Below are 24,628 nucleotides of genomic sequence, written 5' to 3'. Positions count from 1 at the left end.
TTGCAGTCGTTTAACCTGCGGCCGCGGAAGTTGGAGATAGTGTCGTGTCCATCGGGTGGGCGGGCGCAGGTGGATGTGTACCTGTTGGCTGATGAGGTCAAGGCGGGGTTGGCGGGGATGGAGATCCCGTTGCGGGTGGCGGTGATGGGGTGTGTGGTCAACGGCCCCGGCGAAGCCCGCGAAGCCGACCTGGGGGTCGCCTCGGGTAACGGCAAGGGCCAGATCTTCGTCAAAGGCCAGGTCATCAAAACCGTCCCCGAACACCAGATCGTGGAAACCCTCATCGAAGAAGCCATGCGCATCGCCGACGAGGCCGAGGAGGCCGGGGAGGCCGCCGGAACGGGCTCCCCGGTCGTGTCCGTCTCCTAGCCCACTCCTAAGTCCCCGCCCTCGTCCTCGCCGAAGCCGAAGGAGTCGTGGACGGCGCGGACCTCGACCGCCGTGACGTGCCAGTCGAGCATGCGCTCCGCGATGGCCTCCGCTCGTTCGGGTGACGCGCAGTCGAGTACCCAGTATGCCGACAGCAGCGTGTCGCCGGTGTGGAACGGGCCGTCCGCCGGCTCGCGACGCCGGCGCAGCGTGCGGGTCTCGGCCGGGTAGGCCATCCCGCAGCCGTTGCGCAGCTCACCGGAGGCGAGCAGCTCGGTGCCCAGCTCCTCGTACTTCCGCTTGATCTCGACGTGTTCCTCGGCGGTCATGGCCCTGGTGCGTGCCGGCTCGGTGTACATCAGCGCCACGAACCTCACGCCGGCCTCGGTACGTACCGCAGCAGGACCGCGCCGGACGAGAACGTGCGGTTCTCCACCAGGTCCAGCGTGACCCACCGGTCCAGCGTGGGGAGGAACGGCGTGCCGCCACCCACCATGGCCGGGGTCAGCACCACCTGGAACTCGTCGACCAGACCCGCCCGGACGAGCGGCGCGGCGAGGGTCGCCCCAGCCACGTCGATCATGCCGTCGGTCTCGGCCTTGATCCGCCGCGCCACCTCCACCACGTCACCGCGTTCCAGCCGGGAGTTCCAGCCGACCTCGTCCAGGGTCTTCGAGAACACCACCTTCGGCATCGCACGCCACAGCCGGGCGTACTCCGCCTCGATCGCCGGCACGTCCGGGGCCTGGTCGGCGGTCGGCCAGTGCGCGGACATCAGCTCGTACAGCTTCCGGCCGTACAGCGACACCGCGACGTCCTTGACGTGGTCGTTCCAGTACTGGTGTATCTCGTCCGTCGGGGTCGTCCAGCCGATGTCGCCGTCCTTGTCCGCGATGTAACCGTCCAGCGAGACGTTGAAGCCGTAAGTGAGTTTGCCCATGGCTGATTAGACCGCCGCGACCGCGGAAACTCATCGCGACTCGGCGATCTCCCTGATCTCCACGTCGTCACAGGGCGCCCGGCGGGCCCATTCGGCGGCGGTCGCGGGGGAGTCGACCTCCAGCAGCCAGAACCCGGCGGACAGGTCGCCGGCCAGTAACACTCCGGCATCGACGAGTTCCTCGTGGTAGCGGGTCAGGGCGGGCGCGTCGGCGGGGTCGGCCGGCTCGATGAGGATCAGGAAGCGCATGGCGGGGCTCCGTTTCGCGAAGAGGACGTCCAGCCACACGTCGATCCAGATCACGGCACATCGACAGGTCGGGAGCGATTCCGCGCGTGCCGGCCCTCGGCTGTCTTGCCGCGTGTTCATCTGGCACGCTGGTGCATGTGTTGCGGCTTGCGGGTGCACGGCTGCTCGATGAGCGGGATCGGTTGGCCGTGCGTGCGATGCTCATGGCGGATCCCGTCGCGTCCTGCATGGTCGCGTCGCGGATCGAGAACCTCGGCATGGACCCGTGGCGGCTCGGCGGCGAGCTGTGGGGGTGCGAGCCCCGGGGGTTCCGCGGCGGCCGCCTCGACTCGCTGTGCTTCGCCGGCTCGAACCTGATCCCGTTGCAGGGCAACCGGGCCGCACTGCGGGCGTTCGCCGACCGGGCGTTGCGGCGGCGGCGGATGTGCTCGTCGGTCGTCGGGCCGGCCGAGCAGGTGCTCGGGCTGTGGTCGGAGCTGGAGCTGGACTGGGGACCCGCCCGCGAGGTCCGCGCCGACCAGCCGCTGATGGCCACCGGCAAGGCACCGACCATCGCGCCCGACCCGATGGTGCGGCCGGTGCGTCCCGAGGAGCTGGACCGCTACCTGCCCGCCGCGATCGCCATGTTCATCGAGGAGGTCGGCGTCGACCCGCGCGCGGGTGACGGCGGCGCCAGCTACCGGGCCCGCGTCGCCGAGCTGATCGCGGCCGGCCGCGCCTTCGCCCGGTTCGAGGGCGGGAACGTGGTGTTCAAGGCGGAGATCGGCGCCCTGTCGTCGGCCGTCGGGCAGATCCAGGGCGTGTGGGTGCACCCGGACCGGCGCGGCCGCGGGCTCGGTTCGACCGGCACGGCCGCCGTCGTGGACCGGCTCGTGCGCGGGCTGGGGCGCACGGCGAGCCTGTACGTCAACGCCTACAACGTGGTCGCCCAGTCGGCGTACAAGCGGATCGGTTTCAACCAGGTCGGCCAGTACGCGACGGTGTTGTTCTAGATTTGCGGCATACTCGCCGCCGTGCGTGTCACCCGTTTGGTCGCAGCCCTGACCCTGCTCCTGCCGTTGGCCGCCTGTAGCTCCGAGCCCCAGCCGGAGGACACCGCCAACGCGTTCGCCGCGGCGTTCGCGAAGGGCGACCTCGACGCGGCGGCCAAGCAGACCGACTCGGTGGACTCGGCCAAGAAGCAGATGTCGGCCGTGCGCAAGGCGCTCGAGCCGAAGTCGGTGACGGCACAGGTCAAGGACGTCGCGAAGACGGACAACGCGGCGACCGCCACCGCGACGTACAGGCTCACCTGGGACCTCGGCCAGAACCGCACGTGGTCGTACGACGCCCACTTCGAGTTGCAGAGCGGTGACGGCGCGTGGCGGGTGCACTGGACCCCGACCGTCATCCACCCCAAGCTCGCGCAGCAGCAGGCCATCGCGGTGCAGGGGCAGCAGCCGGAGCTCGCGCCGGTGCTCGACCGTGACGGCAACCTCGTGCTCTCACCCGACCGGGTCGTCTCCGTGCTGCTGGAGAAGGACAAGGCCGGCGACGTGAACGCGGTGGCCGGGGCGCTCGCGACCGCGCTGTCCGGCATCGACAACACGATCACGCAGCAGTCGATCCTCGACGGGGTGAACAAGACACCGGCCGGCCAGCCCTACCAGGTGGTCGCGTTGCGGCAGACCAGCTACGAGGCGGTCAAGCCGGCGATCTACGACCTGCCGGGCGTGCGGTTCACGTCCGCGCCCCGGTTGCTGCCGCCCGACAAGGCGTTCGCGCCGACCGTGGTGCCGGGCATCCGCAAGGTCGTCGAGTCGGACCTGACCGGCAAGGCGGGCTGGCGGGTGATCACGACCGACCCGACCGGCGCGGAGGTCGAGGAGCTGTACGCGAAGGCCGCGCAGCCGGCCACGGCGGCGACCACCACGCTGAGCGTCGGCGTGCAGAACGCGGCACAGGCGGCGGTGAACACGGAGCCGACGCCCTCGGTGATCGTCGCGATGCAGCCGTCGACGGGGGAGCTGCTGGCGGTGGCCCAGAACGCGTCCGCCGACGCGCAGGGCCCGATCGCGCTCATGGGCCGCTACCCGCCGGGCTCGACGTTCAAGATCGTCACGGCGACGGCGGCGCTGTCGGCCGGCAAGGTCACGGCCGCGACCCCGGTCGGCTGCCCGGCGACCACCGTCATCGACGGCCGTGAGATCCCGAACGCGGGCAGGTTCGACAAGGGCACCATCCCGCTGTCGACGGCGTTCGCGGTGTCGTGCAACACGACGTTCGCGCAGCTGGCCTCGCAGATGGGCCCCGCAGACCTGACGAACGCGGCGAAGCAGCTGGGGCTGGGCGTCGACTTCGTGCTGCCCGGCGCGACGACGGTGACGGGCTCGGTGCCGAACGCGTCCGGGGTGGTCGAGCGCGCGGAGGACGGGTTCGGCCAGGGCAAGGTCGTGGCCAGCCCGTTCGGGATGGCACTCGTGGTCTCGACCGTGGCGACGGGGAAGATGCCGACGCCGTCACTGCTGCGCGGCGCGACGACGAAGGCGGACTCGTCCGCGCGGCCCGTGTCACCGCAGGTCCTCGACGGCGTGCGCGCGATGATGCTGGAGATGGCGCGGTCGACACCGGCGCTGGCCGCGTTCCCGGAGCTGCGGGGCAAGACCGGCACCGCGCAGTTCGGCGACGGCACGCACGCCCACGGGTGGTTCGTCGGGTACCAGGGAGATCTGGCGTTCGCCGTGCTGCTGACCGACGCCGGGGTGTCCAGCAAGGCGGTGGCAGCCGCGACCCGCTTCCTCTCGGCGCTGTCCTAGGGTGGAGACATGCCTGTTCGTGCCCCGTTGAAGCCTGGCGTCCAGTCACCGCGCCGTTCCGTGCCGGCCTCGATCACGCGGCCGGAGTACGTGGACAAGCCGGCGCCCGCGCGCAACGTCGAGCCGTGGGTGCAGACGGAGGAGACGATCGAGGCCATGCGGGTGGCCGGCCGGATCGCCGCGCGGGCACTGGCCGAGGGCGGCAAGGCGGTCAAACCGGGCGCCACCACGGACGACATCGACGCGATCGTGCACGAGTTCCTGCTGGACCACCACGCGTATCCGTCGACGCTCGGTTACCGGCACTTCCCCAAGTCGTGCTGCACGTCGCTCAACGAGGTGATCTGCCACGGCATCCCCGACACGACCCGCATCGAGGACGGCGACATCGTCAACATCGACGTGACGGCGTTCATCGGCGGCGTCCACGGCGACACGAACGCGACGTTCCTGGCGGGGGAGGTCGACGAGGAGGTCCGCCTGCTGGTCGAACGCACCCACGAGGCGACGATGCGCGCGATCAGGGCGGTGCGTCCGGGTCGTGCGCTGAACGTCGTCGGCCGGGTGATCGAGTCGTACGCGAAGCGCTTCAACTACGACGTGGTCCGGGACTTCACGGGCCACGGCATCGGCCGGGCGTTCCACAGCGGCCTGGTGATCCTCCACTACGAGGAGCCGGCGGTGGAAACGGTCATCGAGAAGGGAATGACCTTCACCATCGAGCCGATGATCACCCTGGGCGGCATCGACTACGACATCTGGGACGACGGCTGGACGGTCACCACCAAGGACAAGAGCTGGACCGCGCAGTTCGAACACACCCTGGTGGTCACCGACGACGGCGCCGAGATCCTGACCCTCCCCTGACCCCGCGTGTCCAACGCGGATGACCCCCGTGTCCAACGCGGATGACCCCCGAGTCCAACAAATCGTGCCTGACGCATTTGTTGAACTCGCGGGTCGTGGGCGTTGGACACGCGTGTTCGTTTGGTTGGACACGCGGTCAGAGCAGTTCGGTCAGGACCTCCAGGATGGCTGTGGCCACCGGCTGCGGGTCGGTGGCGGGCGCCAGGTGGTGGGTGTCCAGGCGCCGGACCGGCCAGCCCTTCGCCTCCGCGGCCGCGGCGTCGTCGGCGTACGGGTCGGACAGCAGGACGTAGCCCGCCGGGCCGGTCCACTCCACGTCCGGGCGTTCCTCCTTCAGGAACGCGATCGGGACCTCCGGGGCCTCGTCGGCGATCTCCGCGCGGAGGGTCGGGTCCGTGACCAGGGTCTCCAGCGGGTCCGGGTCGAACCAGCGTTGCCAGCGGGGGAGCTGGCCCTCCCGTGTCGAGGCCCGCAGCTGCGCGTACAGGGCCGCGGGCACGGTCTCCCGCCAGGAACGGCCCGGGGTCGGCAGGCCCGCGTCCACGAAGACCAGGCCCGTGACCGCCTCCTCCAGGGAATCGGCGAACGCGGGCAGCAGCGGACCGGCGCCGCTGTGACCGATCAGCACCACAGGACCGTCGAGCAGTTCCTCGCTCATCGCGTCGGCGAACGCGCCCAGCAGCACCTGGTGCACGGGTGGGGCCACGACCGACGGGCGCAGGTCCAGCAGCACCGCCGGATGCCCCAGCGACGCCAGCGCGTCGGCCAGGGGGCGCAGGCTCGCCGGGCCGAGGAACGGGCTGTGCACCAGGACGGCGGTGACCGGGGTCGCGGGCATGACCGCGATGATTGCAGGTGACGAAAGGGGTGGACATGCGGGGAGCGCTGCTCGTCGCCGGCACGTCGTCGGACGCGGGTAAGAGTGTGCTGGTCGCCGGGATCTGCCGCTGGCTCGCGCGGCAGGGCGTGCGCGTCGCGCCGTTCAAGGCGCAGAACATGTCCAACAACTCGGCCGTCACCCCCGGCGGCGGGGAGATCGGTCGGGCACAGGCCACGCAGGCCCGCGCCGCGGGTCTCGAGCCCAGCACCCGCTTCAACCCGGTGCTGCTCAAGCCCGGATCGGACCGCAGCTCCCAGGTCGTCATCCACGGCAGGGCCGCCGGCACCCTGCGCGACTACCGGGAGCGGGACTTCACCGACGTCGTCCTGTCCACACTGGACGACTTGCGGTCCGAGTTCGATGTCGTCATCTGCGAGGGGGCCGGGTCGCCCGCCGAGGTCAACCTCCGCGACCGGGACATCGCCAACCTCGGGCTCGCCCGCGCCGCCGACCTACCCGTCCTCGTCGTCGGGGACATCGACCGCGGCGGTGTCCTCGCCCACCTCTTCGGCACGCTCGCCGTCCTCGACCCGGCCGACCAGGACATGATCCAGGCCTTCGCCGTCAACAAGTTCCGGGGCGACCGGACACTCCTCCAGCCCGGACTCGACTGGCTCACCGACACCACCGGACGACCCGTCCTCGGCGTCCTGCCCTGGCGCGAGGACCTCTGGCTCGACACCGAGGACTCCCTCTCCTACAGCCCGGACGGCGTCATCGGCCGGCCCCGGCCACCGCACGGCGACCAGTGGCTGCGCGTCGCCGTCGTGCGCCTGCCCCGCATCTCCAACGCCACCGACGTCGAGGCGCTCGCCTGCGAACCGGGTGTCGCCGTCCGGTTCGTCACCGAGCCGTCGCGCCTCGCGGACGCCGACCTCATCGTCCTGCCCGGCTCCAAGTCCACCGTGGACGACCTGGAGTGGTTGCGGGACAGGGGTCTCGCGGACGCCATCGTCGGCACGACCACGCCCGTCCTCGGCATCTGCGGCGGCTACCAGATGCTCGGCCGCCGCATCGTCGACCACGTCGAGTCCGGCCGGGGCGAGGTCGCCGGGCTGGGGCTGGTCGACCTGGAGGTCGAGTTCGCCGCCGACAAGACCCTGACCCGTCCCGCCGGCACCGCACTCGACCACCCCGTGACCGGTTACGAGATCCACCACGGCCGGGTCACCCGCCAACCGCGCCCACATCTCGTCGAGCTGGCCGACGGCTCGGCGGAAGGAGTGCACACCGACCGCGTGACCGGCACGCACTGGCACGGCCTGCTCGACAACGACGACTTCCGCCGCACCCTCCTCGGCTGGGTGGGGGAACGCGCCGGCCGACCCGGCTTCACCCCCGCACCGGACGTCGACGTCGCGGCGGCCCGGTCCGCCCAACTCGACACCCTCGGCGATCTCGCCGCCCAGCACCTGGACACCGCGGCGCTGGAGAAGCTGATCGTGGACGGTCCCACCTCACTGCCGCGACTGCGCACTGTCCTCGGCTGAGGGACGCGCGGTGGTGAGCGTGCCGTCGCTCACCACGTAGATTACGTCGTGTGGTTGGGTGCGGCGCAGCGCGTCGGCCGGCTCCTCGGCCAGGAGGTTGCGCACCAGCATTCGGCTGATCATCTCGTGTGACACGATCAGCGGCTGGCGGTGCGCCTGTGCGAGACCGTCGGCCGTCAGGGGAGAGTCGAGCCGGCCCAGCACGTTCCACTCCGTCTGCCCATGCCGGGCCAACAGCACCCGCCTCACAGCGGCAGGTTGAGCAGTGCGTTCTCCACCAGCTCCGGCATCGCCGGGTGGATCCAGTACTGGCCGCTCGCCATGGTCCGCGCGTCCAGGCCGAAGCTCATCGCCTGGATGAGGGGCTGGATCAGCGTCGACGCCTGCGGCCCCAGGATGTGCGCGCCCAGCAGCTGTCCCGACACCGGGTCCGCCAGCAGCTTCGCGAACCCCGTCGTGTCCTCCATGGCCCAGCCGTACGCGATGCCGGCGTAGTCCTGCTTCGCCGTCACGTAACGGATGCCCTGCGTGGCGGCCTGCTCCTCGGTCAACCCCACCGACGCGACCTGTGGGGCCGTGAACACCGCGTGCGGTACGAACCGGTGGTCCGCGGCGATCGGCGCGGCCGGGTGCAGCAGGTTGTGCTGGACGATCCGCGCCTCGTGGTTCGCCACGTGCTTCAGCTCGAACGGCGAGCTGAGGTCGCCCAGCGCCCACACGCCCTCGGCCGTCGTGCGCTGGTACGGGTCGACCACCACGTGGCCCGTCGGCGTGACGTCGACGCCCGCGGCCGGCAGGTTCAGCAGGTCGGAGTTCGGCGTCCGCCCGATCGCCACCAGGACGAGGTCGGTCTCCAGTTCGTCGCCGTCCAGGTCCAGCTGGATGGCGCCGGACGAACGCGTGGCGCGCAGCACCTTCCGCTCCAGCCGGACGTCCCACTTCTGCCGCGCCAGCTCGGTGAACCGGGCGCTGATGTCGTCGTCCTCGTGCCGCAGCAACGCGTTCGACCGCGCGATGACCGAGACCTCGACGCCGAACGACGAGAACACGTGCGCGAACTCCGCGGACACGAACCCGCTGCCGATGATCGTCAGGCGTCGCGGCAGCTCGTCGAGCCGCATGATCGTGTCGGAGGTGTGGTAGCCGATCTCGGCGAGGCCCGGGATGTCCGGCAGGACCGGCCGACCACCCGCCGCCAGCACGATCCGGTCGGCGGTCACCGGCGTGCCGTCGACCTCGAGCTCACGCGGGCCGGTGAAGCTGGCGGTCCCCTCGTACACGGTGACGTTCGCGTTGTCCGGGTGGTGCCGGCGGTACTCGCGGCCACCCGCGGCGATCGGGTCGATCCGGCCGAAGATCCGGTCCCGGACGTCCCGCCAGCGCACGCCGTCGAGTGTCAGGTCCACCCCGAGCCGTGCCCCCGCGCCCGGCGTCGCGGCCAGGTCGGCGGGGTGCACGAACATCTTCGTCGGGATGCAGCCCACGTTCAGGCAGGTGCCGCCGAACACACCCTTCTCGACGATCGCGACCCGCCAGTCGGCGAACCGCCGGTCGAGGATCGAGTTGCCGGAGCCCGTGCCGATGATGACCAGGTCGTAATGCGTCACGGCCCCATTCAACATGAAACTCAGTGCTGGTATGTCGGGGTGATGACTGCCCTGGCCAGCGTGTGGAACGCGAGGTTGAAGCTCACGAAGGCGGCCGAGGCGTTCTCGTCGACCTCCAGCTTCTCGACGTCCACCGCGTGCACCACGAAGTAGTAGCGGTGCGGCACGTCGCCCTCCGGCGGGGCGGCGCCGCCGTACTCGCGGGTCGAGAAGTCGCTGCGGACGTGGAACGCGTCGCCGGGCAGGCTGTCGTCGCCGGCACCCGCGCCGGCCGGCAGCTCGGTGGTCGAGGCGGGGATGTTCACCGCGATCCAGTGCCAGAACCCACCGGGGATGGGCGCGTCCGGGTCGAAGCACGTGACCACGTAGCTCTTCGTCCCCTCCGGGGCGCCCGACCACGACAGCTGCGGCGAGATGTTCTCGCCGCCGGCCATCCCGTGCGCGGCGGAGAGCGGCAGCTGCTGCCCGTCGGCGACATCGGTTGAGGTGACGGTGAACGAGCCGACGGCCGGCAGCAGCGAGTACGGATCGGGCGCGGTGGGGCGCTCCAGGCTCATCGTGTCTCCAGTCTGGTGATCACTTTCAGGGGCGCGTCAACCCTAGTCCTGGCGGGGTCGCGCCGCCGTCCGCGATGTGCCCGTACGGGCCGATCCGCCTGTGCGCCTCGGCCGAACTCACCCTTCGATCACGGTCCGGGGCATAGGGTGGGCGCACGGACCGAGGGAGGCCGCTTTGACCGACAACAATGACATCGAGCAGAGCGGAACGACACGGGTGCGCTTCCGCGGCATCAGCCCGCGGGCCTACGAGCACCCGGCCGACCGCGCGGCCATGGCCACCCTGCGTGCCGTGCCCGGCGTGGCCTCCGTGCTGAAGGCCGTCGCCGGGATGTGGAACGAGCGGGCCGAGCGGCTGTTCGCGCTCGCCTCCGCCATCCGCGTGGGGGAGAAGCAGTACCCGCGGCTCAACCAGCTGCGCGTCGACTGCGCCGAGACGCTCGACCTGGACACCGTGCCCGACGTGTTCGTCGCGCGGCACCCGGTCGCCAACGCGTACGCCATCGGCATCGACAAGCCGTTCATCGTGGTCACCACCGGGATCGTCGAGGCGCTCGACAACGACAGCATGCGCGTGGTGATCGGCCACGAGGTCGGGCACATCCTCTCCGGCCACAACGTGCTGCGCACGCTCCTGATGCGGTTGCTGCGCCTGCAGTCCAGCGTCCAGTGGATGGCGCTGGGCGCGCTCGGCCTGCGCGCGGTCATCGCCGCGCTCATGGAGTGGTACCGCAAGGCCGAGCTGACCGGCGACCGCGCCGGGCTGCTGTGCTCGCAGGACCCGGCGGCGGCGCTGCGCTCGCACGTGTACATGGCCGGCGGTATCGAGATGTCCGACGTCGACATCCCCGAGTTCCTGCGGCAGGCCAGGGAGTACGAGGAAGTCGACGACGTCCGCGACAGCATCCTGAAGCTGATGACCGTCGAGAACATGAGCCACCCGTTCGCCGTCGTGCGTGCCGCGCAGCTGCAGCGCTGGGCCGCGTCCGAGGAGTACCGGGCCATCCTCGCCGGCGACTACCTGCGCCGCGACGACGACCAGCCCTCCTCGAACCTGATGGACGACGTCAAGGCGGCGGGGCAGTCGTACAAGGAGTCGTGGTCGAACTCGACCGACCCGCTCGCCAAGGTCCTGAGCGAGGTCGGCGAGGCGGTGTCCGGCGCCGCGGGACGGATGTTCGGCGGCTTCGGGCGCCGCGGCGGCGCCACCGACGACAGCGGCGGCGAGAACACCAACTGACACGCGGCCGGCGGCCGTCTCTTCCTCATGTCCGCCTGAGCCGTACCGGCGACAGGTCCAGCAGCTCGTCGACCGACCACTGGTCGTAGACGTGCCTGCCGTGGTGGCTCGCGAGCACCCGGCCGTCCGGCGCGATGAGGAAGTCCGCCGGCAGCCCGAGCCGGCCGCCCTCGGGCCTGGGCGGCGGCGCGGGCTTCCGCTTGCGCACGACGTCCGGCAGCGCGGCCGCGACGGCCCGCACGATCCACGGCCACGCCTTCGGGTGCAGCAGCGACCGGGGCGAGTACTCGACGCCGAACTCGCGGTACAGGTCCTTGGCCGGATCGGCGACCACGTCGAACGGCAGGTCGGCCACGTGTGGCAGCAGGTCCGCGGTGTTCGTGTGGAACACCACCACCTCGTGGACGCCCGCGGCCTCGACCTCCTCGTGCCGCGCCACGAACGAGCGCAGGTGGAGGTTGCACACCGGGCAGCCCGCGAAGCGGCGGAACTGTAAGTGCACCAGGCGATCCGGATTCGGCAGGCGCACCGGTGCGCCGTGGACGTCGACCAGCTCCCTGGCCGGCACGTGCTCCATGGACCCTCCTCGAGATGTAAGCGTACGACGTACATCTACGAGTATGCGCGTATCGCGTACGCTGTCAACTCGTGCCCCGGCCACGCTCCCTGACCGCCGACCGCCTCGTGACCGCCACCCTCGCGGTGCTCGACCGGGACGGGCCCGACGCGCTGACCATGCGCGCGGTCGCCAAGGAGCTGGGCATGGCGACGATGTCGCTGTACCGGTACGTGTCCGACAAGGACGAGCTGGAGGTGCTCGTCGTCGACCACGTGCTGTCCGCCGTCGACCTGGCCGTCCCGCCGGGCGACTGGCGCGAACGGATCACCGAGGTGCTGACCCGCGTCCGCGAGGCGGTGGTCACGCACACGGCGACCGTGCCCCTGCTCCTGCGGCACCGGCACGCCGTGCCCGCGTCACTGGTGCAGATCGAGGCGATGCTCGCCATCCTCACCGAGGCCGGGTTCACGGGGGAGCGGCGGGTGATCGCGCAGCGGACCATCGTCGCGTACTTCCTCGGCACGTTGCAGAACGAGCACTTCGGCCCGCTGGCGGGCGCCGGCACCGCGGCGATGGCGGCGCAGGAGCGGCTCCCGCTGCTGGCGGAAACCGCCGCGACGGCAAGGGGAATCGGCGCCGACGCGGAGTTCCGCGGTGGACTGGAGATCGTGCTGCGGGGGCTCAGTCACCCGTAGCGGTGAAGTGCTGGATGTCCTTGAGGGACTGCCACTCCCCGCCCCACGACCAGCCGATGGCCGCGAACGACCGCACGACGACGTCGCCGGGCTCGACCATGCCGGGCCGCACGTTCGACCGGTCCACATAGGACGATGCGAGCTCCGGCAGCACCAGGTCCCCCCGGATGTAGGGGTTGCAGAACGGGTTCACGTCGATCGCCAGGCCGTAGGCGTGCGCCGACCACCGCGTCTGCTTCGTCGCGCTGCGGCACACGAAGGCGGTCGTGTTGTTGCCGTCGCCGGTCGGGGGCGCCGACAGCTCGGCGGCGGTCGCCACGCGCATCTCCTCGATCGGGAACCGCGCGTCGTACAGGTGCCCGAACACGCGGGTGACCGCGTCCGCGAACCGCGCGGCGACGATCATCTCGCCGGTGTGCGCGCGGTTGTCGTAGCCCCAGAACGACATCGTGAGGTACCGGAGGTCGGCGACGGCCACCGGGCAGGACGGCTGCCACGTGCTGCGCGCCAGCACGTCCGCCGGCACCGGGGCGACGGTCGAGGCGTACCGGCCGCCGGCCGGTGGTGGCAGCCGGTCGAGGGTCGGCAGGGACCGGTTCGCGAGCACGGGTGGCGTCGGCAGCACCTGCCCGTACCCGTCCGGCCGCAGCGGCAGCGGCGTGGCCCCCACGGTCCACTGTGGAGCGGCGGGGACCGGTGTCGTCCCGGACGGGACGGACGTCGAGGACGAGTGGGCTCGCGGGGTCGGCGCGGCCGGCGATGTCGCGCTCGAACAGCCCGCCAACAGGAGGGCGGCGAACACCAGGACTCTGCGCACGCCTCCAGCATGCCCGATCGCAGAGTTCACCCGGTCGAGCTACATGGTCAAGTTGCCTTCGCCCGTGCCGAACCGACAGGGTCGTGGCACCAACAGTGAGGAGACATGCACATGGGGTCGACCTCGCGGCTCACCCGCGTCCTGCTCGCCACCGCGCTGGCCACGGCCGCGGCGGTGGTCGGGTTCACACAGGCCGGCGCGAGCCAGGAGATCGTCGGCGGTGACCGGGCGAGCATCGCGGACTTCCCGTACGTCGTGTTCCTCACGACCGCGGACGGCTTCCAGTTCTGCGGCGGCACGCTGGTCGACGACGACAAGGTCGTCACGGCCGCGCACTGCACGGTGGGCAAGGACGCGGAGGAGATCCGGGTCGTCGCCGGCCGCGAGGACAAGCAGAGCGACGCCGGCGTGACCAGCGAGGTCCGGTCCATCTGGGTCCACCCGGAGTTCACCGACGTGCGCACCGGCGCGGACGTGTCGGTCCTGACGCTCGCGACGCGGCTCCCGTACAAGGCGCTCGACCTGCCGGCGCCGGGCGACGCCGACCTGTACGGCGCCGGCCGGCAGACCCAGGTCCTGGGCTGGGGCCGCACCGCCGTCGACGGCCAGCCGTCCCGGTACCTGCTGAAGGCGACCGTGCCCATCACCACCGACGAGGACTGCACGAAGGCCTACCAGTCCTACAAGCGGGAGGCGATGGTCTGCGCGGGCGAGCCCCAGGGTGGCGTCGACTCCTGCCAGGGCGACTCCGGCGGCCCCCTCGTCGAGGACGGCCGCCTGGTGGGCATCGTGTCCTGGGGCGAGGGCTGCGCCGCGGCGGGCAAGCCGGGCGTGTACACCCGTGTGATCACCTACCTCGACGAGCTGAAGGGCCAGGTCCAGTCACGAGCGTGATCAAATGGGGCCATGGCGGAACCGAGGACCCGTGAGCAGCGCCGCGAAGACACCGTTCGCAGGCTCGAGCATGACGTTGACGCGTGGGTGGCGACCGCGGACGGAGGCGTGCCGTGCCTGGTGCCGCTGTCGTTCCACTGGGACGGCGCCGCGCTGTACCTGTCGACGCTGGCCACGAACCCGACGGCCCGCAACATCGCGGCGAACGGCCGGATCCGGCTGACGCTTGGTGAGACCAGGGACGTCGTGTCGATCGACGGCGTCGCCAGCCGCGTCGAGCCGGCCGACGCGGTCAAGGCCGCGTTCGCCGAGCGCACCGGCTTCGACCCCCGGACGTTGGCGAACTACCCGTACTTCCGGGTCGAGCCCAGGGTCGTCCAGGCGTGGCGCGAGGTCAACGAGATCGCGGGCAGGGACCTCATGCGTGACGGCGAGTGGATCTGATATCCAGGGATCGTGCTGTACTCCGCGACCGGCGACGAGATCACCGCCGCCCAGTTGTACCCGCTGCTCGTGTTGCGGTCGGCCGTGTTCGTCATCGAGCAGGAGTCCCTGTACCAGGACCTCGACGGCCGCGACCTGCTCCCGTCGACCGTCCACCTGTGGTGGCAGCCCGACGACGAGCCGCACGGGTACCTCCGCCTGCTCCGTGACCCCGACGGCACGGCCCGCATCGGTCGGGTCTGCACCACGCGGCAGACCCGCGGCACCGGCCTCGGCGCCCTGCTGATGAAGGCCGCGATGGAACGCATCGGGGACGAGGCGGCCGTCCTCGAGTCCCAGACCTACGCCCAGCGGTTCTACGCCCGCTTCGGCTTCGAACCGGCCGGCACGCCTTACCTGGAGGACGGCATCGAGCACATCACGATGCGCAGGCCTGCGGCCGGTTAGGTCCGCGGCGCGTGCCGGGTGATCACCTCGACCGCCCGGTCCAGGTCCGCCTCCGTCAGGTCCGCGCGCGCCGTCAGGCGTAGCCGCGAGACGCCGTCCGGCACCGACGGGGGCCGGAAGCAACCCACCAGCACACCCGCCGCGCGGCAGTCCTCGGCCCACGTCACCGCCTGTGCCGGCGTCGGCACCAGCACCGACACCACGGCGGCGTCCGGCTCGGTCACCGTCAGGCCGGCCGACCGCAGCCGCGCGGCCAGGGTCACGGCCACGGTCCGCACCCGCTCGGGTAGGCCCGGCTCGTCCTTGAGGACGTGCAGCGCGGTCAGCGCGGCCGCCGTGCTCGACGGGGCCAGGCCGGTGTCGAAGATGAAGCTCCGCGCCGTGTCGACCAGGTGCTTGATCACCCGGCGCGGCCCCAGCACCGCCCCGCCCTGGGCACCGAGGGCCTTCGACAGCGTCATCGTCGTCACCACGTCCGGCTCGCCGATCAGGCCCGCCTCGGCCACCGCGCCCCGGCCGCCCGGGCCGCGCACGCCCAACCCGTGCGCGTCGTCGACGACCAGCGCGGCCTTGTGCTCGCGGCAGGCGGCGTGCAGCTCACGCAGCGCCACCAGGTCGCCGTCGACGGAGAACACCGAGTCGGTCACCACCAGCGCGCGCTCGGTCCGCCGGGTCTTCAGCGCGTGGGCGATGGCCGCGACGTCGCCGTGCGGCATCACCGCCACGTCGGCGCGCGAGAGCCGGCAGCCGTCGATCAGGGAGGCGTGCAGGTAGGCGTCGGTCACGATGGCCGAACCCTTGCCGGACAGCGCGGTCACCACGCCCAGGTTCGCCATGAAACCCGACGAGAACACGAGCCCCGCCTGTGCGCCGCAGAACGCCGCCAGCTCGTGCTCCAGCTCGGTGTGCATCTCGATCGTGCCGGTCACCAGGCGCGACGCAGTCGAGCCCGCGCCCCAGCGCAGGGTGGCCGCCGCGGCCGCCCCGGTCACCCGCTTGTCGCGGGACAGGCCGAGGTAGTCGTTGCCGGCGAGGTCGAGGTGGTCCGCGTCGACGCGGCGCGGTCGCAGCTGCCGGGCGAGGCCGGCGCGGCGCCGCTCGTCCGCGTGGCTGTCGAGCCAGTCGAAAACCGAGGTCACGCGACCGAGTCTGGCATTCGCCGGGTCGCGTGCCGCTGGAGGCCTGCCGGCGGGCGTTATGCCCGGCTGGTAACGGTTCGGCGCGGTCCTTGCTCGCCGAGAGACGGGCCGCTACGGTCCGGAGGTTGGCGTGATCGACGTCACTTCCCGGAGCGGCCCCATGGTGTCTGTTCTGTCGGTCAACAACCTCGAGGTCGTGTACGACGACGTCGTACTCGTGCTCCGCGGCCTGTCCCTCGACGTGCCGGACGGCGCGATCGTGGCGCTGCTCGGCGCGAACGGTGCCGGCAAGACCACCCTGCTGCGCGCGGTCACCGGCCTGCTCATCGCCCACCGCGGCAAGATCACCAAGGGCTCGGTGCGGGTCGGCGGCGACGACCTGACCGGCGCGGACCCCGCGCGCGTGGTGCGCCGCGGCGTCGCGCAGGTCATGGAGGGCAGGCGGATCTTCGCGGAGATGACCGTCGAGGAGAACCTGCGTGCCGGCGCCCACTCCCGGCGGCGCGGCGAGTACCGCGACGACCTGACCAGGGTGTACGACCTGTTCCCGATCCTCGCCCAGCGCCGCCGCGCCACTGCCGGGTACCTGTCCGGCGGTGAGCAGCAGATGCTCGCGATCGGTCGGGCGCTCATGGCCGGACCCAGGCTCCTGCTGCTCGACGAGCCGTCACTCGGCCTCGCGCCCCGGCTCGTCGAGCAGGTCCGCGACATCGTCGTGCAGATCAACGGCCAGGGTACGAGCGTGCTGCTGGTCGAGCAGAACGCGGTGATGGCGCTGTCGATCGCGAGCTACGGCTACGTGCTGGAGGTCGGCAAGGTCGTGCGCGACGGCCCGGCCGCGGAGCTGCTCGACGACGAGGACATCCGCGAGTTCTACCTGGGTGCCACCGCGGACGCCGACCGCCGCTCGTTCGCCGAGGTCAAGAGCTACCGGAGGAAGAAGCGATGGAGCGCGTGAGCGGAGCGAACCGTCCGGGTTTGGGCCTTCCCCTGCTGGAGGTCTCGGACCTGACGCTGCGCTTCGGCGGCGTGACGGCCCTTTCCGGCGTGAGCTTCACCGTCGGCGAGGGTGAGCTCTTCGCCGTCATCGGCCCCAACGGCGCCGGCAAGACGTCCATCTTCAACTGCCTCAACGGCGTCTACCGCCCGCAACGCGGCACGATCACGCTGGCCGGCGAGCGGCTCGACGGCCGGTCGCCGGCCAGCATCGCCGGCCTGGGCGTGGCGCGGACGTTCCAGAACCTGGGCCTGTTCGAGCAGCTCACGCTCATCGAGAACCTCATGCTGGGCCGCCACCACCTGATGCGCACCGGGATCCTCGCCGGGATGGCGTGGTGGGGCCGTGCCAAGCGCGAGGAGGTGACGCACCGGGCCGCGGTGGAGGAGATCGTCGAGCTACTGGAGCTGGAGCCGTACCGCCACACCCCGGCCGGCCTGCTGCCCTACGGCGTGGCGAAACGCGCGGAGCTGGGGCGGGCGCTGGCCATGGCGCCGAGGTTGCTGCTCCTGGACGAGCCGGTCGCCGGCATGAACGTCGAGGAGACCGAGGACATGGCCAGGTACCTGGTGGAGGTCCGCCGGGAGCTGAACCTGGCGATGATCCTGGTGGAGCACGACACCCGCCTGGTCATGGACCTCGCCGACCGCGTGCTGGCCCTGGACTTCGGCACGCCGATCGCCATGGGTGCCCCGGAGGAGATCCAGCACGACCCGAAGGTGGTCGAGGCGTACCTCGGGGGTGCCGCGTGAGCCTGTGCGCGCGGCTGCTGGAGAACGCGAGGCAGCGCCCGGACGACGTGGCGGTCCGCGAGAAGTACCGCGGCGTCTGGCGGGAGTGGACGTGGGCGGAGTACGCGGAGCGGGTCGCGTCCGTCGCCGCGGGCCTGCGTGCGCTGGGGGTCGGCCCAGGCGACCGGGTCGCGGTGCACGCGGAGAACTGCCCGGAGTGGGTGGTCGCGGACCTGGCCGTGCAGGGCCTCGGGGCGTGCACGGTCGGCATCTACCCGACCTCACCGGCGGCGGAGGTGGAGTACCTGCTGTCGCACTCGGCGGCGTCGGTCCTGATCGCCGAGGACGAGGAGCAGCTGGACAAGGCCCTGGAGGTGCGCGACCGGCTGCCGTTGCTGCGGCACGTGGTGGTGATCGACCCCCGCGGCGTGCCCGACGGGGTACCGACGTTCGCCTCCCTGGAACAGCACGCGGATCTGGCGGCCTACCAGGAGTCGGTGGCGGCACTGGACCCCGACGCGACGGCCGTCCTGGTCTACACGTCCGGCACGACGGGCCCGCCGAAGGGCGCGATGATCTCCCACGCGAACCTGGTCGCGGCGGGCGAGACCGCGGTGGTGCTCGGTGCCCGCCGGGGTGACGAGGTACTGAGCTACCTCCCGCTGTGCCACGTGGCCGAACGCCTGATCTCGGTGATCGACGGCGTGTGGGCGGGCCTGGTGGTGAACTTCGGCGAGGGCGGCCCGTCCTTCCCCCAGGACCTCCGCGACGTGCAGCCGACGGTTTTCCTCGGCGTGCCAAGGGTGTGGGAGAAGATGCTGGCGACCGTGGAGATCAGGATGGCGGACGCGAGCCGCCTCAAACGGTTGCTGTACAAGGCGTGCGTGCGCCAGGGCCGCCGGATCGCGCCACGCCGCATGGCCCGGCGCCTCACGGTGCTCGACCGCGTGGTGCTCGGTGCGTGCGAGCTGCTGGTCTTCCGTGCCCTGAGGGAGAAACTGGGCATGTCCCGCGTGCGCGCGGCGATCAGCGGCGCGGCCCCGATCGCCCCGCAGGTGCTGGAGTACCTGTGGGCCATAGGGATTCCGGTCCGCGAGGGCTACGGCCAGACGGAGAACACGGCGATCTGCACCCTGACCCCCGAGGGCGACATCCGCCTCGGCGCGGTGGGCACCGCCCTACCGTCGGTGGAGGTCCGCACAGCCCCCGACGGCGAGATCCTGACCCGGTCGGCGGGTGTGTTCCAGGGCTACCTCAACGACCCGGTGGCGACGAAGGCGGCGGTGGACGACGAGGGCTGGCTACACACGGGCGACGTGGGCGAGCTCAGCCCGGACGGCTTCCTGCGGATCACCGACCGCAAGAAGGACATCATCATCACCGCGGGCGGCAAGAACATCTCCCCGTCGGAGATCGAGAACCGCCTGAAAGTCTCCCCGTACATCCGCGAGGCGGTGGTGATAGGCGACCGCCGCACGTACGTCACCGCGCTGATCGGCATAGAACTGGACACGGTGGGCAACTGGGCGTCCCGAAGAGGTCTTGCCTACACGACCTATGCGGACCTGTCCACGAAGGACGAGGTCCGTCGCCTGATCGACGACGTGGTCCAGGAGACGAACAAGGACCTGGCACAGGTGGCACGCGTCAAACGCTTCACCCTGATCACCAAGGAGCTCGACCACGAGGACGGCGAACTGACGGCAACGCAGAAAGTCAAGCGCAGAGCCCTGGAACAACGCTTCGACCCCGAGATCGAGGCGATGTACACATGATCACCCTCCTCACCAACGTCTTCGCCGGCTTCGCGCTCGGGTCCACCTACGCGCTGGTCGCCCTGGGCTTCGTGGTCATCTACAAGTCCACCGGGGTCATCAACTTCGCCCAGGGTGGCCTGCTCGCGCTCGGCGCCTACCTCGGCTACACCTTCTCCAACAACCTCGCCATCGCGTTCGGCGTCGCGATCCTCCTCGCCTGCGTCTGCGCGGCCGTCGTCGGCGCGAGCGTCGAGCGACTCGTGCTGCGCCGCATGGTCGGCCAACCCCCGTTCGCCGTCATCATGATCACGATCGGCCTGCTGTTCGTCCTGGAACCACTCACCACGGCCATCTGGGGCTTCGACAACCGCCCGGTGGACAACCCCTGGAACATCCAGACCATCCAGGTCGGGCAGCTGGTCCTGGGCGTACGCGACCTCTGGACCATCGGCATCACCGCCGCGGTGGTGGTCGCCTTCTTCGTCTTCTTCCGGTACACCCGGACGGGACTGGCCATGCGGGCGACCGCCTTCGACCCGGAAGCCGCGCTGGCACAGGGGATCAGCGCCCGCCGCGTCTACGCGACGAGCTGGGCCATCGCCGCCGCCCTCGCCGCACTGGCCGGCATCACCCTCGCCGCGGGACCGGGCGGCCTGCAACCCTCGATCAGCTCCATCGCACTCGCCGCGTTCCCCGCCATGATCCTCGGCGGCCTGGACTCGCCGGCCGGCGCCGTGCTCGGCGGCATGATCATCGGACTCGCCGAGGCACTCACCCGCGGCTACCAGGACCAGCTGTTCTCCTGGGCCGGCGACAACGTCTCGGTCATCGTGCCGTACGTGCTCATGATCGTGATCCTGCTCATCCGACCGTACGGGCTGCTCGGCACCAAGGAGGTGAGGCGGGTATGAAGCCCCACCGCAACCTCGTCCGCGGCTACGCCCAGGACCTGCGCCTCTTCGGCTCGCCCATGGCCAAGGCCGGCCTCGCGCTCATGCTCGTCACCCTCCTCGTGCTGCCGACGATCGTGCGGGACGACTTCTGGCTGTCCGTCCTCATCTACTCCGGCATCACCGCGGTCGGCGCCATCGGGCTCAACCTGCTCACCGGCTACACCGGACAGATCTCCCTCGGCCACGCGTTCTTCATCGGCGCCGGCGCCTACGCGGCCGCGGTCGTCGGCGGGGACCTCGGGCTGCCGCTCCCCGTGTGGCTCCTCGCGTCCGCCGCCGTCGGCGCGATGCTCGGCGGGCTCATCGGGCCGTTCGCGCTCCGCCTCCGCGGCCACTACCTCGCGATCGTCACGCTCGGACTGATCTTCATCGGCGAGCACCTCTGGCGCAACCTGCGCGACGTCACCGGCGGGAACAACGGCACGTCCGTCGGCGCGCGGGCCACGCTCGGGCCGGTCGACCTGGGCTCCCTGAAGCTGGCCGGCGAGGTCTACTCCCGCAACCAGGGGTACTTCTGGCTGGTCTGGGGGCTCGTCGCGATCGTCGCGTTGCTGGCCAAGAACCTCGTGCGCACGCGTCCCGGCCGGGCCCTGCGCGCGGTCCGCGACCACGACCAGGCCGCGGAGGTCATCGGGGTGCGTGCCGGCCGGTACAAGATCGGCGCGTTCGTGGTGTCCAGCGCGATCGCCGCCATGGCCGGGGCGCTGTTCGGCTCCTACCAGCAGCACGTCAGCCCGGACGACTGGACGCTCCTGCTGTCCATCCAGTACATCGCGATCATCATCGTCGGCGGGCTCGGCACGATCTTCGGGTCGATCCTCGGCGCGGTCTTCGTCGGCGCGCTGCCCGCACTCATCGACGAGTACTCCAGCGCCATCCCCGGCGTCGCCACCGAGGCGGGCGGCGACGGCTTCATCTCCGTCTTCGCGCTCAACCAGGCCATCTTCGGGCTCCTGATCGTGCTGTTCCTCGTGTTCGAACCACGGGGGCTCGCCGGCATCTGGTTCCGGGTCAAGGCTTACTTCAAGTCCTGGCCCTTCTCCTACTGAGGCAAGGAGCGTCATATGCGGGTGCTGAAGGGCGTTGTGGCGACAGGTCTCGCGCTGGTCCTGGTGGCCTGCGGCGGGGCGGGGCAGGACACGAGCGGCGGCGGCGGCTCGGCGGGCGCGCCGGGCACCGCGACCGGCTTCGACGGCAAGACCATCAAGCTCGGCGTGCTCACACCGCTGACCGGCACCGTCGCGGTGATCGGGCAGCCGCTGACCGCCGGCAACGAGGTGTTCTTCAAGGCGCTCAACGCCTCGGGCGGGGTGGCCGGCAAGTACAAGGTGGAGCTGGTCCAGGAGGACACCCAGTACAGGACCGACGTCGCGGTCCAGAAGTACAACAAGATCAAGGGTGACGTGGTCGCGTTCACCCAGGTCCTGGGCACCGCGCCGACGCTGGCCGTGCTGCCGCAGCTGCGGACGGACAAGATCCTCGCCGCGCCCGCCTCGCTGGACGCGCTCTGGGTGCGTGAGGACAACCTGCTGCCGGTCGGTGCGCCCTACCAGGTGCAGGCCGTCAACGCGATGGACTACTACCTCTCCGACGGCGGCGGCGCCAGGACCGACACGATCTGCACGATGATCCAGGACGACGTGTACGGCGAGGCCGGCCAGCAGGGCATCGACTTCGCCGCGAAGAAGTACGGCTTCACGGTCGCCAACACGCAGAAGTTCAAGGTGGGCACCGAGAACTACGCCGGCCAGATCGGCGCCCTCGCCGGGGCGAGGTGCAAGATGGTGTTCCTCGTGGCCACGCCGTCCGACGCCGCGAAGATCTGGGGCACGGCCGCGCAGGCGAGGTTCGCGCCGCGCTGGTTCGGACAGTCGCCGAGCTACACCGGCGCGCTCGCGAAGTCCGCGGTGGCGCCCTACATGGAGCAGTCCGTGCTGATCGTGGCCGAGGGCACGGAGTGGGGCGACGAGTCCGTGCCGGGCATGAAGCAGATGGTGGCCGACGCGACGAAGTACGCCCCCGACCAGGAGCCGGACTACTACTTCGCGTTCGGCTACAACCAGGCCCGCGCGATGACCGCGGTGCTGGAGAAGGCCGTCGAGCTGGGTGACCTGTCGCGCGATGGCGTCCTCAAGGCGTCGGCCGCGCTGGGCACGGTCGGCTTCGACGGGCTGACCGGTGACTACCGGTACGGGCCGGCGGCGACCAGGAACCCGCCGCGGTCGAGCACGATCTTCGCGGTGGACCCGACCAAGCCGTTCGGCCTGAAGAAGGTGAAGTACAACTTCACCTCGGACGCGGCGAAGGAGCTCGAGTTCCAGAAAGCGGATCTCTGATCACTAATCGGAGAAAAGTTCCCGCGATGTTACCGGTCGCGTGGTCGAATTGGCGGCATGACCGCGAGGGTGACCCTGATCGGGCTCGCCGGCGACCAGTTGCCGCCCGGGGCGAGGCAAGCGCTTGCCGCGGCGCGGCTGGTCGTCGGGACCGGCCCCGCCCTGCACCGGCACGTCTCGGCCGACCCCGGGGCGAACGGTGTCCTGGAGGTGCCGGCGGCCGTGTCGTGCCTGCCCGTGGCGGCGCTGGACGCCCTGACCAGCGCCGTCGCGGCGGGGGAGCAGGCGGTCGTGCTGGTGTCCGGGGACCCCGGGTACTTCGGCGTGCTTCGTGAGCTGCGGGCACACGGGCTGCCGGCCGAGTGCCTGCCGGCGATGTCACCCGTGCAGCGGGTCGCGGCGCTGATCCGGCGACCGTGGGACGACCTGACCGTGGTCAGCACCCACGGCGACGGGCTCCGCCGCGCGGTCAACGTGTGCCGGGCGCGGCCGGCGGTCGGCGTGCTGACCACGACCGGTGCGGGACCGGCGGAGCTCGCGGAGGCGCTGACCGGCTGGCACCGGACCCTCGTCGTGGCCGAGGACGTCGGCGGTCCGACCGAGGAGCTGTCCATAGTGGATCCGGCGGAGGCGGTGGCCCGTGCCTGGCGTGCCCCCACCGTGGTGCTGTGCCTGGCCGAGCTGGACCGGATCGGTGCTCCGGGCTGGTTCGCGGGCGGGGAGCCGACGCCACCCGCGGGCGGCTGGGCGCTGGCGACCGAGGCGTTCACGGATCCCCCCGGACTGTGCGGCTCGCCGGAGTCGCGTGCCCTGGCGCTGGCGAAGCTCGCGCCCCGGCCGGGGACGCTGGTGTGGGACGTGGTCGCGGGCTCGGGTGCGGTCGGCATCGAGGCGGCGCGGCTGGGCGCGGCCGTGCTCGCGGTGGAGAACGACGCCGGGATGTGCGTCCGCCTGGCCGCGAACGCGCGCCGGTTCGGGGTGGACGTCCGGTTGGTCGACGGCGTGCTGCCCCAGGCCCTGCTCGGCCTGCCAGAGCCGGACGCGACGTACCTGGCCACGGCGCGGGGTGACGTGGTGCGCGCGTGTGCCGCCGCGGGCGCGTCGCGGATCGTGATCGAGGTGCACGAGCTGGACAGCGTGGGCCCGGCACGGGACGCGTTGGTGGACGCGGGCTACGCGGTGGACGGCCGGCTGCTGTCCGCCGCGCCGATCCACGGGCTCTCCAGCGGCGGTGCGTCCGTCGCGGAATGGACGTCCACACTGCTGCTCTGGGGCAGTCGCCGGTGAAAGTCCATCCGATCGGGTGATGGCCGGTTTGTCCGCAGGTCAGCGCCTCATTTTTGACCTTTATCACCCGTTCGGCCTACAACGTTCAGCCATTGCGCCGCGTGGGTGCTCCTTGTAGCCATGTTCTAGCTCGTGGTCACGACGAGCCTGAACAAGGGAGACAGGCATGGCTGAGGCAAGGCGTGTGCTTCGCCTGATCGGGGTTGCCGCGGCGGCATTCACCACGCTTGGCGTCGCGGTGTCCACCGCCCACGCGGATGAGCCGTCGAGCGTCCAGCCGAAGATCATCGGGGGCGAGGAGACGACCATCGAGGAGAACCCGTTCGTGGTGGCGCTGACCACTCCGGACGGTTTCCAGTTCTGCGGCGGCACCATCGTCGCCCCGACGAAGGTGCTGACGGCCGCGCACTGCACGGACGGCCAGGACCCGTCGGAGATCCGCGTGGTGGCGGGCCGCACGACGCTGTCCGCGGACGGCGGCACGACCGCGGGGGTGACCGACATCTGGATCCACCCGGACTGGAACTCCTCGGCGCTGACGAGCGACGCGTCGGTACTGACCCTGGACACGTCCCTGA

28 protein-coding genes are annotated in these 24,628 nt (G+C 71.1%); 18 read left to right on the top strand and 10 right to left on the bottom strand.

Annotation, left to right across the window (positions count from 1 at the left end):
* The coding region (locus ACJ73U_RS22560; RefSeq protein WP_407779673.1) for a flavodoxin-dependent (E)-4-hydroxy-3-methylbut-2-enyl-diphosphate synthase at positions 1–369 on the top strand (369 nt) is incomplete at its 5' end.
* On the opposite strand, the gene ACJ73U_RS22555 is transcribed toward ACJ73U_RS22560, so the two are convergent.
* From ACJ73U_RS22555 to ACJ73U_RS22545, 3 genes are read right to left on the bottom strand one after another with little or no spacing between them, the layout of a single operon-like run.
* A complete protein-coding gene (locus ACJ73U_RS22555) occupies positions 366–746 on the bottom strand; it encodes a YciI family protein (RefSeq protein WP_407779672.1) in 381 nt (126 codons plus the stop codon). The genes ACJ73U_RS22560 and ACJ73U_RS22555 overlap by 4 nt on opposite strands.
* Positions 743–1,309 (bottom strand): dihydrofolate reductase family protein, encoded by a 567-nt coding sequence (locus ACJ73U_RS22550; RefSeq protein ID WP_407779671.1) that lies wholly within the window; start codon positions 1,307–1,309, stop codon positions 743–745. The genes ACJ73U_RS22555 and ACJ73U_RS22550 overlap by 4 nt, the downstream gene beginning before the upstream one ends.
* A 30-nt stretch (positions 1,310–1,339) precedes the next feature.
* A complete protein-coding gene (locus tag ACJ73U_RS22545; protein ID WP_407779670.1) occupies positions 1,340–1,612 on the bottom strand; it encodes a hypothetical protein in 273 nt (90 codons plus the stop codon).
* An 83-nt stretch (positions 1,613–1,695) separates the two neighbouring features.
* On the opposite strand from ACJ73U_RS22545, the gene ACJ73U_RS22540 reads away from it, so the two are divergent.
* Genes ACJ73U_RS22540 through map form a run of 3 tightly spaced genes read left to right on the top strand, consistent with a single transcriptional unit; the run spans position 1,696 to position 5,220 of the window.
* Entirely contained in the window at positions 1,696–2,550 is an 855-nt protein-coding gene (locus tag ACJ73U_RS22540) for a GNAT family N-acetyltransferase (protein ID WP_407779669.1), read from the top strand.
* Between the two features lie 21 nt (positions 2,551–2,571).
* A complete protein-coding gene (locus ACJ73U_RS22535) occupies positions 2,572–4,353 on the top strand; it encodes a penicillin-binding transpeptidase domain-containing protein (RefSeq protein ID WP_407779668.1) in 1,782 nt (593 codons plus the stop codon).
* Between the two features lie 9 nt (positions 4,354–4,362).
* Positions 4,363–5,220 carry a type I methionyl aminopeptidase gene (gene map / locus ACJ73U_RS22530; protein WP_407779667.1) on the top strand — a complete coding sequence of 286 codons (858 nt, stop codon included), beginning with the start codon at positions 4,363–4,365 and terminating at the stop codon, positions 5,218–5,220.
* A gap of 136 nt (positions 5,221–5,356) precedes the next feature.
* On the opposite strand, the gene ACJ73U_RS22525 is transcribed toward map, so the two are convergent.
* Positions 5,357–6,058 (bottom strand): alpha/beta fold hydrolase, encoded by a 702-nt coding sequence (locus tag ACJ73U_RS22525; protein ID WP_407779666.1) that lies wholly within the window; start codon positions 6,056–6,058, stop codon positions 5,357–5,359.
* Between the two features lie 35 nt (positions 6,059–6,093).
* Between ACJ73U_RS22525 and ACJ73U_RS22520 the strand changes: the two genes are divergently transcribed.
* Positions 6,094–7,590, top strand: a complete 1,497-nt coding sequence (locus tag ACJ73U_RS22520; RefSeq protein WP_407779665.1) for a cobyric acid synthase — start codon at positions 6,094–6,096, stop codon at positions 7,588–7,590.
* On the opposite strand, the gene ACJ73U_RS22515 is transcribed toward ACJ73U_RS22520, so the two are convergent.
* The 3 genes from ACJ73U_RS22515 to ACJ73U_RS22505 are packed head-to-tail and all read right to left on the bottom strand — an operon-like array spanning position 7,558 to position 9,754.
* Complete coding sequence (locus tag ACJ73U_RS22515; RefSeq protein WP_407779664.1) at positions 7,558–7,839, bottom strand: histidine phosphatase family protein; 282 nt, start codon at positions 7,837–7,839, stop codon at positions 7,558–7,560. The two genes, ACJ73U_RS22520 and ACJ73U_RS22515, sit on opposite strands and share 33 nt — an antisense overlap.
* Entirely contained in the window at positions 7,836–9,197 is a 1,362-nt protein-coding gene (locus ACJ73U_RS22510; protein ID WP_407779663.1) for a mycothione reductase, read from the bottom strand. Before ACJ73U_RS22510 ends, ACJ73U_RS22515 begins: the two co-directional genes overlap by 4 nt.
* Positions 9,198–9,217: 20 nt before the next feature.
* A complete protein-coding gene (locus ACJ73U_RS22505; RefSeq protein ID WP_407779662.1) occupies positions 9,218–9,754 on the bottom strand; it encodes a YbhB/YbcL family Raf kinase inhibitor-like protein in 537 nt (178 codons plus the stop codon).
* A 175-nt stretch (positions 9,755–9,929) separates the two neighbouring features.
* Between ACJ73U_RS22505 and ACJ73U_RS22500 the strand changes: the two genes are divergently transcribed.
* Positions 9,930–10,994, top strand: coding sequence for a M48 family metallopeptidase (locus ACJ73U_RS22500; protein ID WP_407779661.1), 1,065 nt, complete (start codon positions 9,930–9,932; stop codon positions 10,992–10,994).
* A 25-nt stretch (positions 10,995–11,019) separates the two neighbouring features.
* Here the strand turns inward: ACJ73U_RS22500 and ACJ73U_RS22495 are convergent, their stop codons facing one another.
* Complete coding sequence (locus ACJ73U_RS22495; protein WP_407779660.1) at positions 11,020–11,571, bottom strand: peroxiredoxin-like family protein; 552 nt, start codon at positions 11,569–11,571, stop codon at positions 11,020–11,022.
* A gap of 71 nt (positions 11,572–11,642) precedes the next feature.
* On the opposite strand from ACJ73U_RS22495, the gene ACJ73U_RS22490 reads away from it, so the two are divergent.
* A complete protein-coding gene (locus ACJ73U_RS22490) occupies positions 11,643–12,248 on the top strand; it encodes a TetR/AcrR family transcriptional regulator (RefSeq protein WP_407779659.1) in 606 nt (201 codons plus the stop codon).
* Here ACJ73U_RS22490 and ACJ73U_RS22485 read toward each other — a convergent pair.
* Complete coding sequence (locus ACJ73U_RS22485) at positions 12,235–13,065, bottom strand: M15 family metallopeptidase (protein ID WP_407779658.1); 831 nt, start codon at positions 13,063–13,065, stop codon at positions 12,235–12,237. The genes ACJ73U_RS22490 and ACJ73U_RS22485 overlap by 14 nt on opposite strands.
* Before the next feature lie 111 nt (positions 13,066–13,176).
* On the opposite strand from ACJ73U_RS22485, the gene ACJ73U_RS22480 reads away from it, so the two are divergent.
* Genes ACJ73U_RS22480 through ACJ73U_RS22470 form a run of 3 tightly spaced genes read left to right on the top strand, consistent with a single transcriptional unit; the run spans position 13,177 to position 14,850 of the window.
* Positions 13,177–13,959 carry a S1 family peptidase gene (locus ACJ73U_RS22480; protein WP_407779657.1) on the top strand — a complete coding sequence of 261 codons (783 nt, stop codon included), beginning with the start codon at positions 13,177–13,179 and terminating at the stop codon, positions 13,957–13,959.
* A 12-nt stretch (positions 13,960–13,971) separates the two neighbouring features.
* A complete protein-coding gene (locus ACJ73U_RS22475) occupies positions 13,972–14,403 on the top strand; it encodes a pyridoxamine 5'-phosphate oxidase family protein (protein WP_407779656.1) in 432 nt (143 codons plus the stop codon).
* Between the two features lie 12 nt (positions 14,404–14,415).
* Positions 14,416–14,850: a GNAT family N-acetyltransferase gene (locus tag ACJ73U_RS22470; protein ID WP_407779655.1), complete on the top strand. Its 435-nt coding sequence runs from the start codon at positions 14,416–14,418 to the stop codon at positions 14,848–14,850.
* Here ACJ73U_RS22470 and ACJ73U_RS22465 read toward each other — a convergent pair.
* Complete coding sequence (locus ACJ73U_RS22465; RefSeq protein ID WP_407779654.1) at positions 14,847–15,989, bottom strand: 8-amino-7-oxononanoate synthase; 1,143 nt, start codon at positions 15,987–15,989, stop codon at positions 14,847–14,849. The genes ACJ73U_RS22470 and ACJ73U_RS22465 overlap by 4 nt on opposite strands.
* A gap of 160 nt (positions 15,990–16,149) precedes the next feature.
* Between ACJ73U_RS22465 and ACJ73U_RS22460 the strand changes: the two genes are divergently transcribed.
* From ACJ73U_RS22460 to ACJ73U_RS22425, 8 genes are all read left to right on the top strand, one after another.
* Positions 16,150–16,947: an ABC transporter ATP-binding protein gene (locus tag ACJ73U_RS22460; RefSeq protein WP_407779653.1), complete on the top strand. Its 798-nt coding sequence runs from the start codon at positions 16,150–16,152 to the stop codon at positions 16,945–16,947.
* A complete protein-coding gene (locus ACJ73U_RS22455; RefSeq protein ID WP_407779652.1) occupies positions 16,935–17,738 on the top strand; it encodes an ABC transporter ATP-binding protein in 804 nt (267 codons plus the stop codon). Before ACJ73U_RS22460 ends, ACJ73U_RS22455 begins: the two co-directional genes overlap by 13 nt.
* Positions 17,735–19,492: an AMP-dependent synthetase/ligase gene (locus tag ACJ73U_RS22450; protein WP_407779651.1), complete on the top strand. Its 1,758-nt coding sequence runs from the start codon at positions 17,735–17,737 to the stop codon at positions 19,490–19,492. Before ACJ73U_RS22455 ends, ACJ73U_RS22450 begins: the two co-directional genes overlap by 4 nt.
* A complete protein-coding gene (locus ACJ73U_RS22445; protein WP_407779650.1) occupies positions 19,489–20,385 on the top strand; it encodes a branched-chain amino acid ABC transporter permease in 897 nt (298 codons plus the stop codon). The genes ACJ73U_RS22450 and ACJ73U_RS22445 overlap by 4 nt, the downstream gene beginning before the upstream one ends.
* Complete coding sequence (locus ACJ73U_RS22440; protein ID WP_407779649.1) at positions 20,382–21,476, top strand: branched-chain amino acid ABC transporter permease; 1,095 nt, start codon at positions 20,382–20,384, stop codon at positions 21,474–21,476. The genes ACJ73U_RS22445 and ACJ73U_RS22440 overlap by 4 nt, the downstream gene beginning before the upstream one ends.
* Before the next feature lie 15 nt (positions 21,477–21,491).
* Positions 21,492–22,763, top strand: a complete 1,272-nt coding sequence (locus ACJ73U_RS22435) for an ABC transporter substrate-binding protein (protein WP_407779648.1) — start codon at positions 21,492–21,494, stop codon at positions 22,761–22,763.
* Positions 22,764–22,820: 57 nt separating this feature from the next.
* Positions 22,821–24,050 carry a precorrin-6Y C5,15-methyltransferase (decarboxylating) subunit CbiT gene (locus tag ACJ73U_RS22430; RefSeq protein ID WP_407779647.1) on the top strand — a complete coding sequence of 410 codons (1,230 nt, stop codon included), beginning with the start codon at positions 22,821–22,823 and terminating at the stop codon, positions 24,048–24,050.
* Positions 24,051–24,216: 166 nt separating this feature from the next.
* Positions 24,217–24,628: S1 family peptidase (locus ACJ73U_RS22425; protein ID WP_407779646.1), on the top strand; the 412-nt coding region annotated here is incomplete at its 3' end.

The organism is Actinophytocola sp., assembly GCF_045807065.1.
Taxonomy (GTDB): Bacteria; Actinomycetota; Actinomycetes; order Mycobacteriales; family Pseudonocardiaceae; genus Actinophytocola.
The sequence above is the reverse complement of the archived record's forward strand: the minus strand, read 5'-3'. Positions and strand labels throughout refer to the sequence as shown.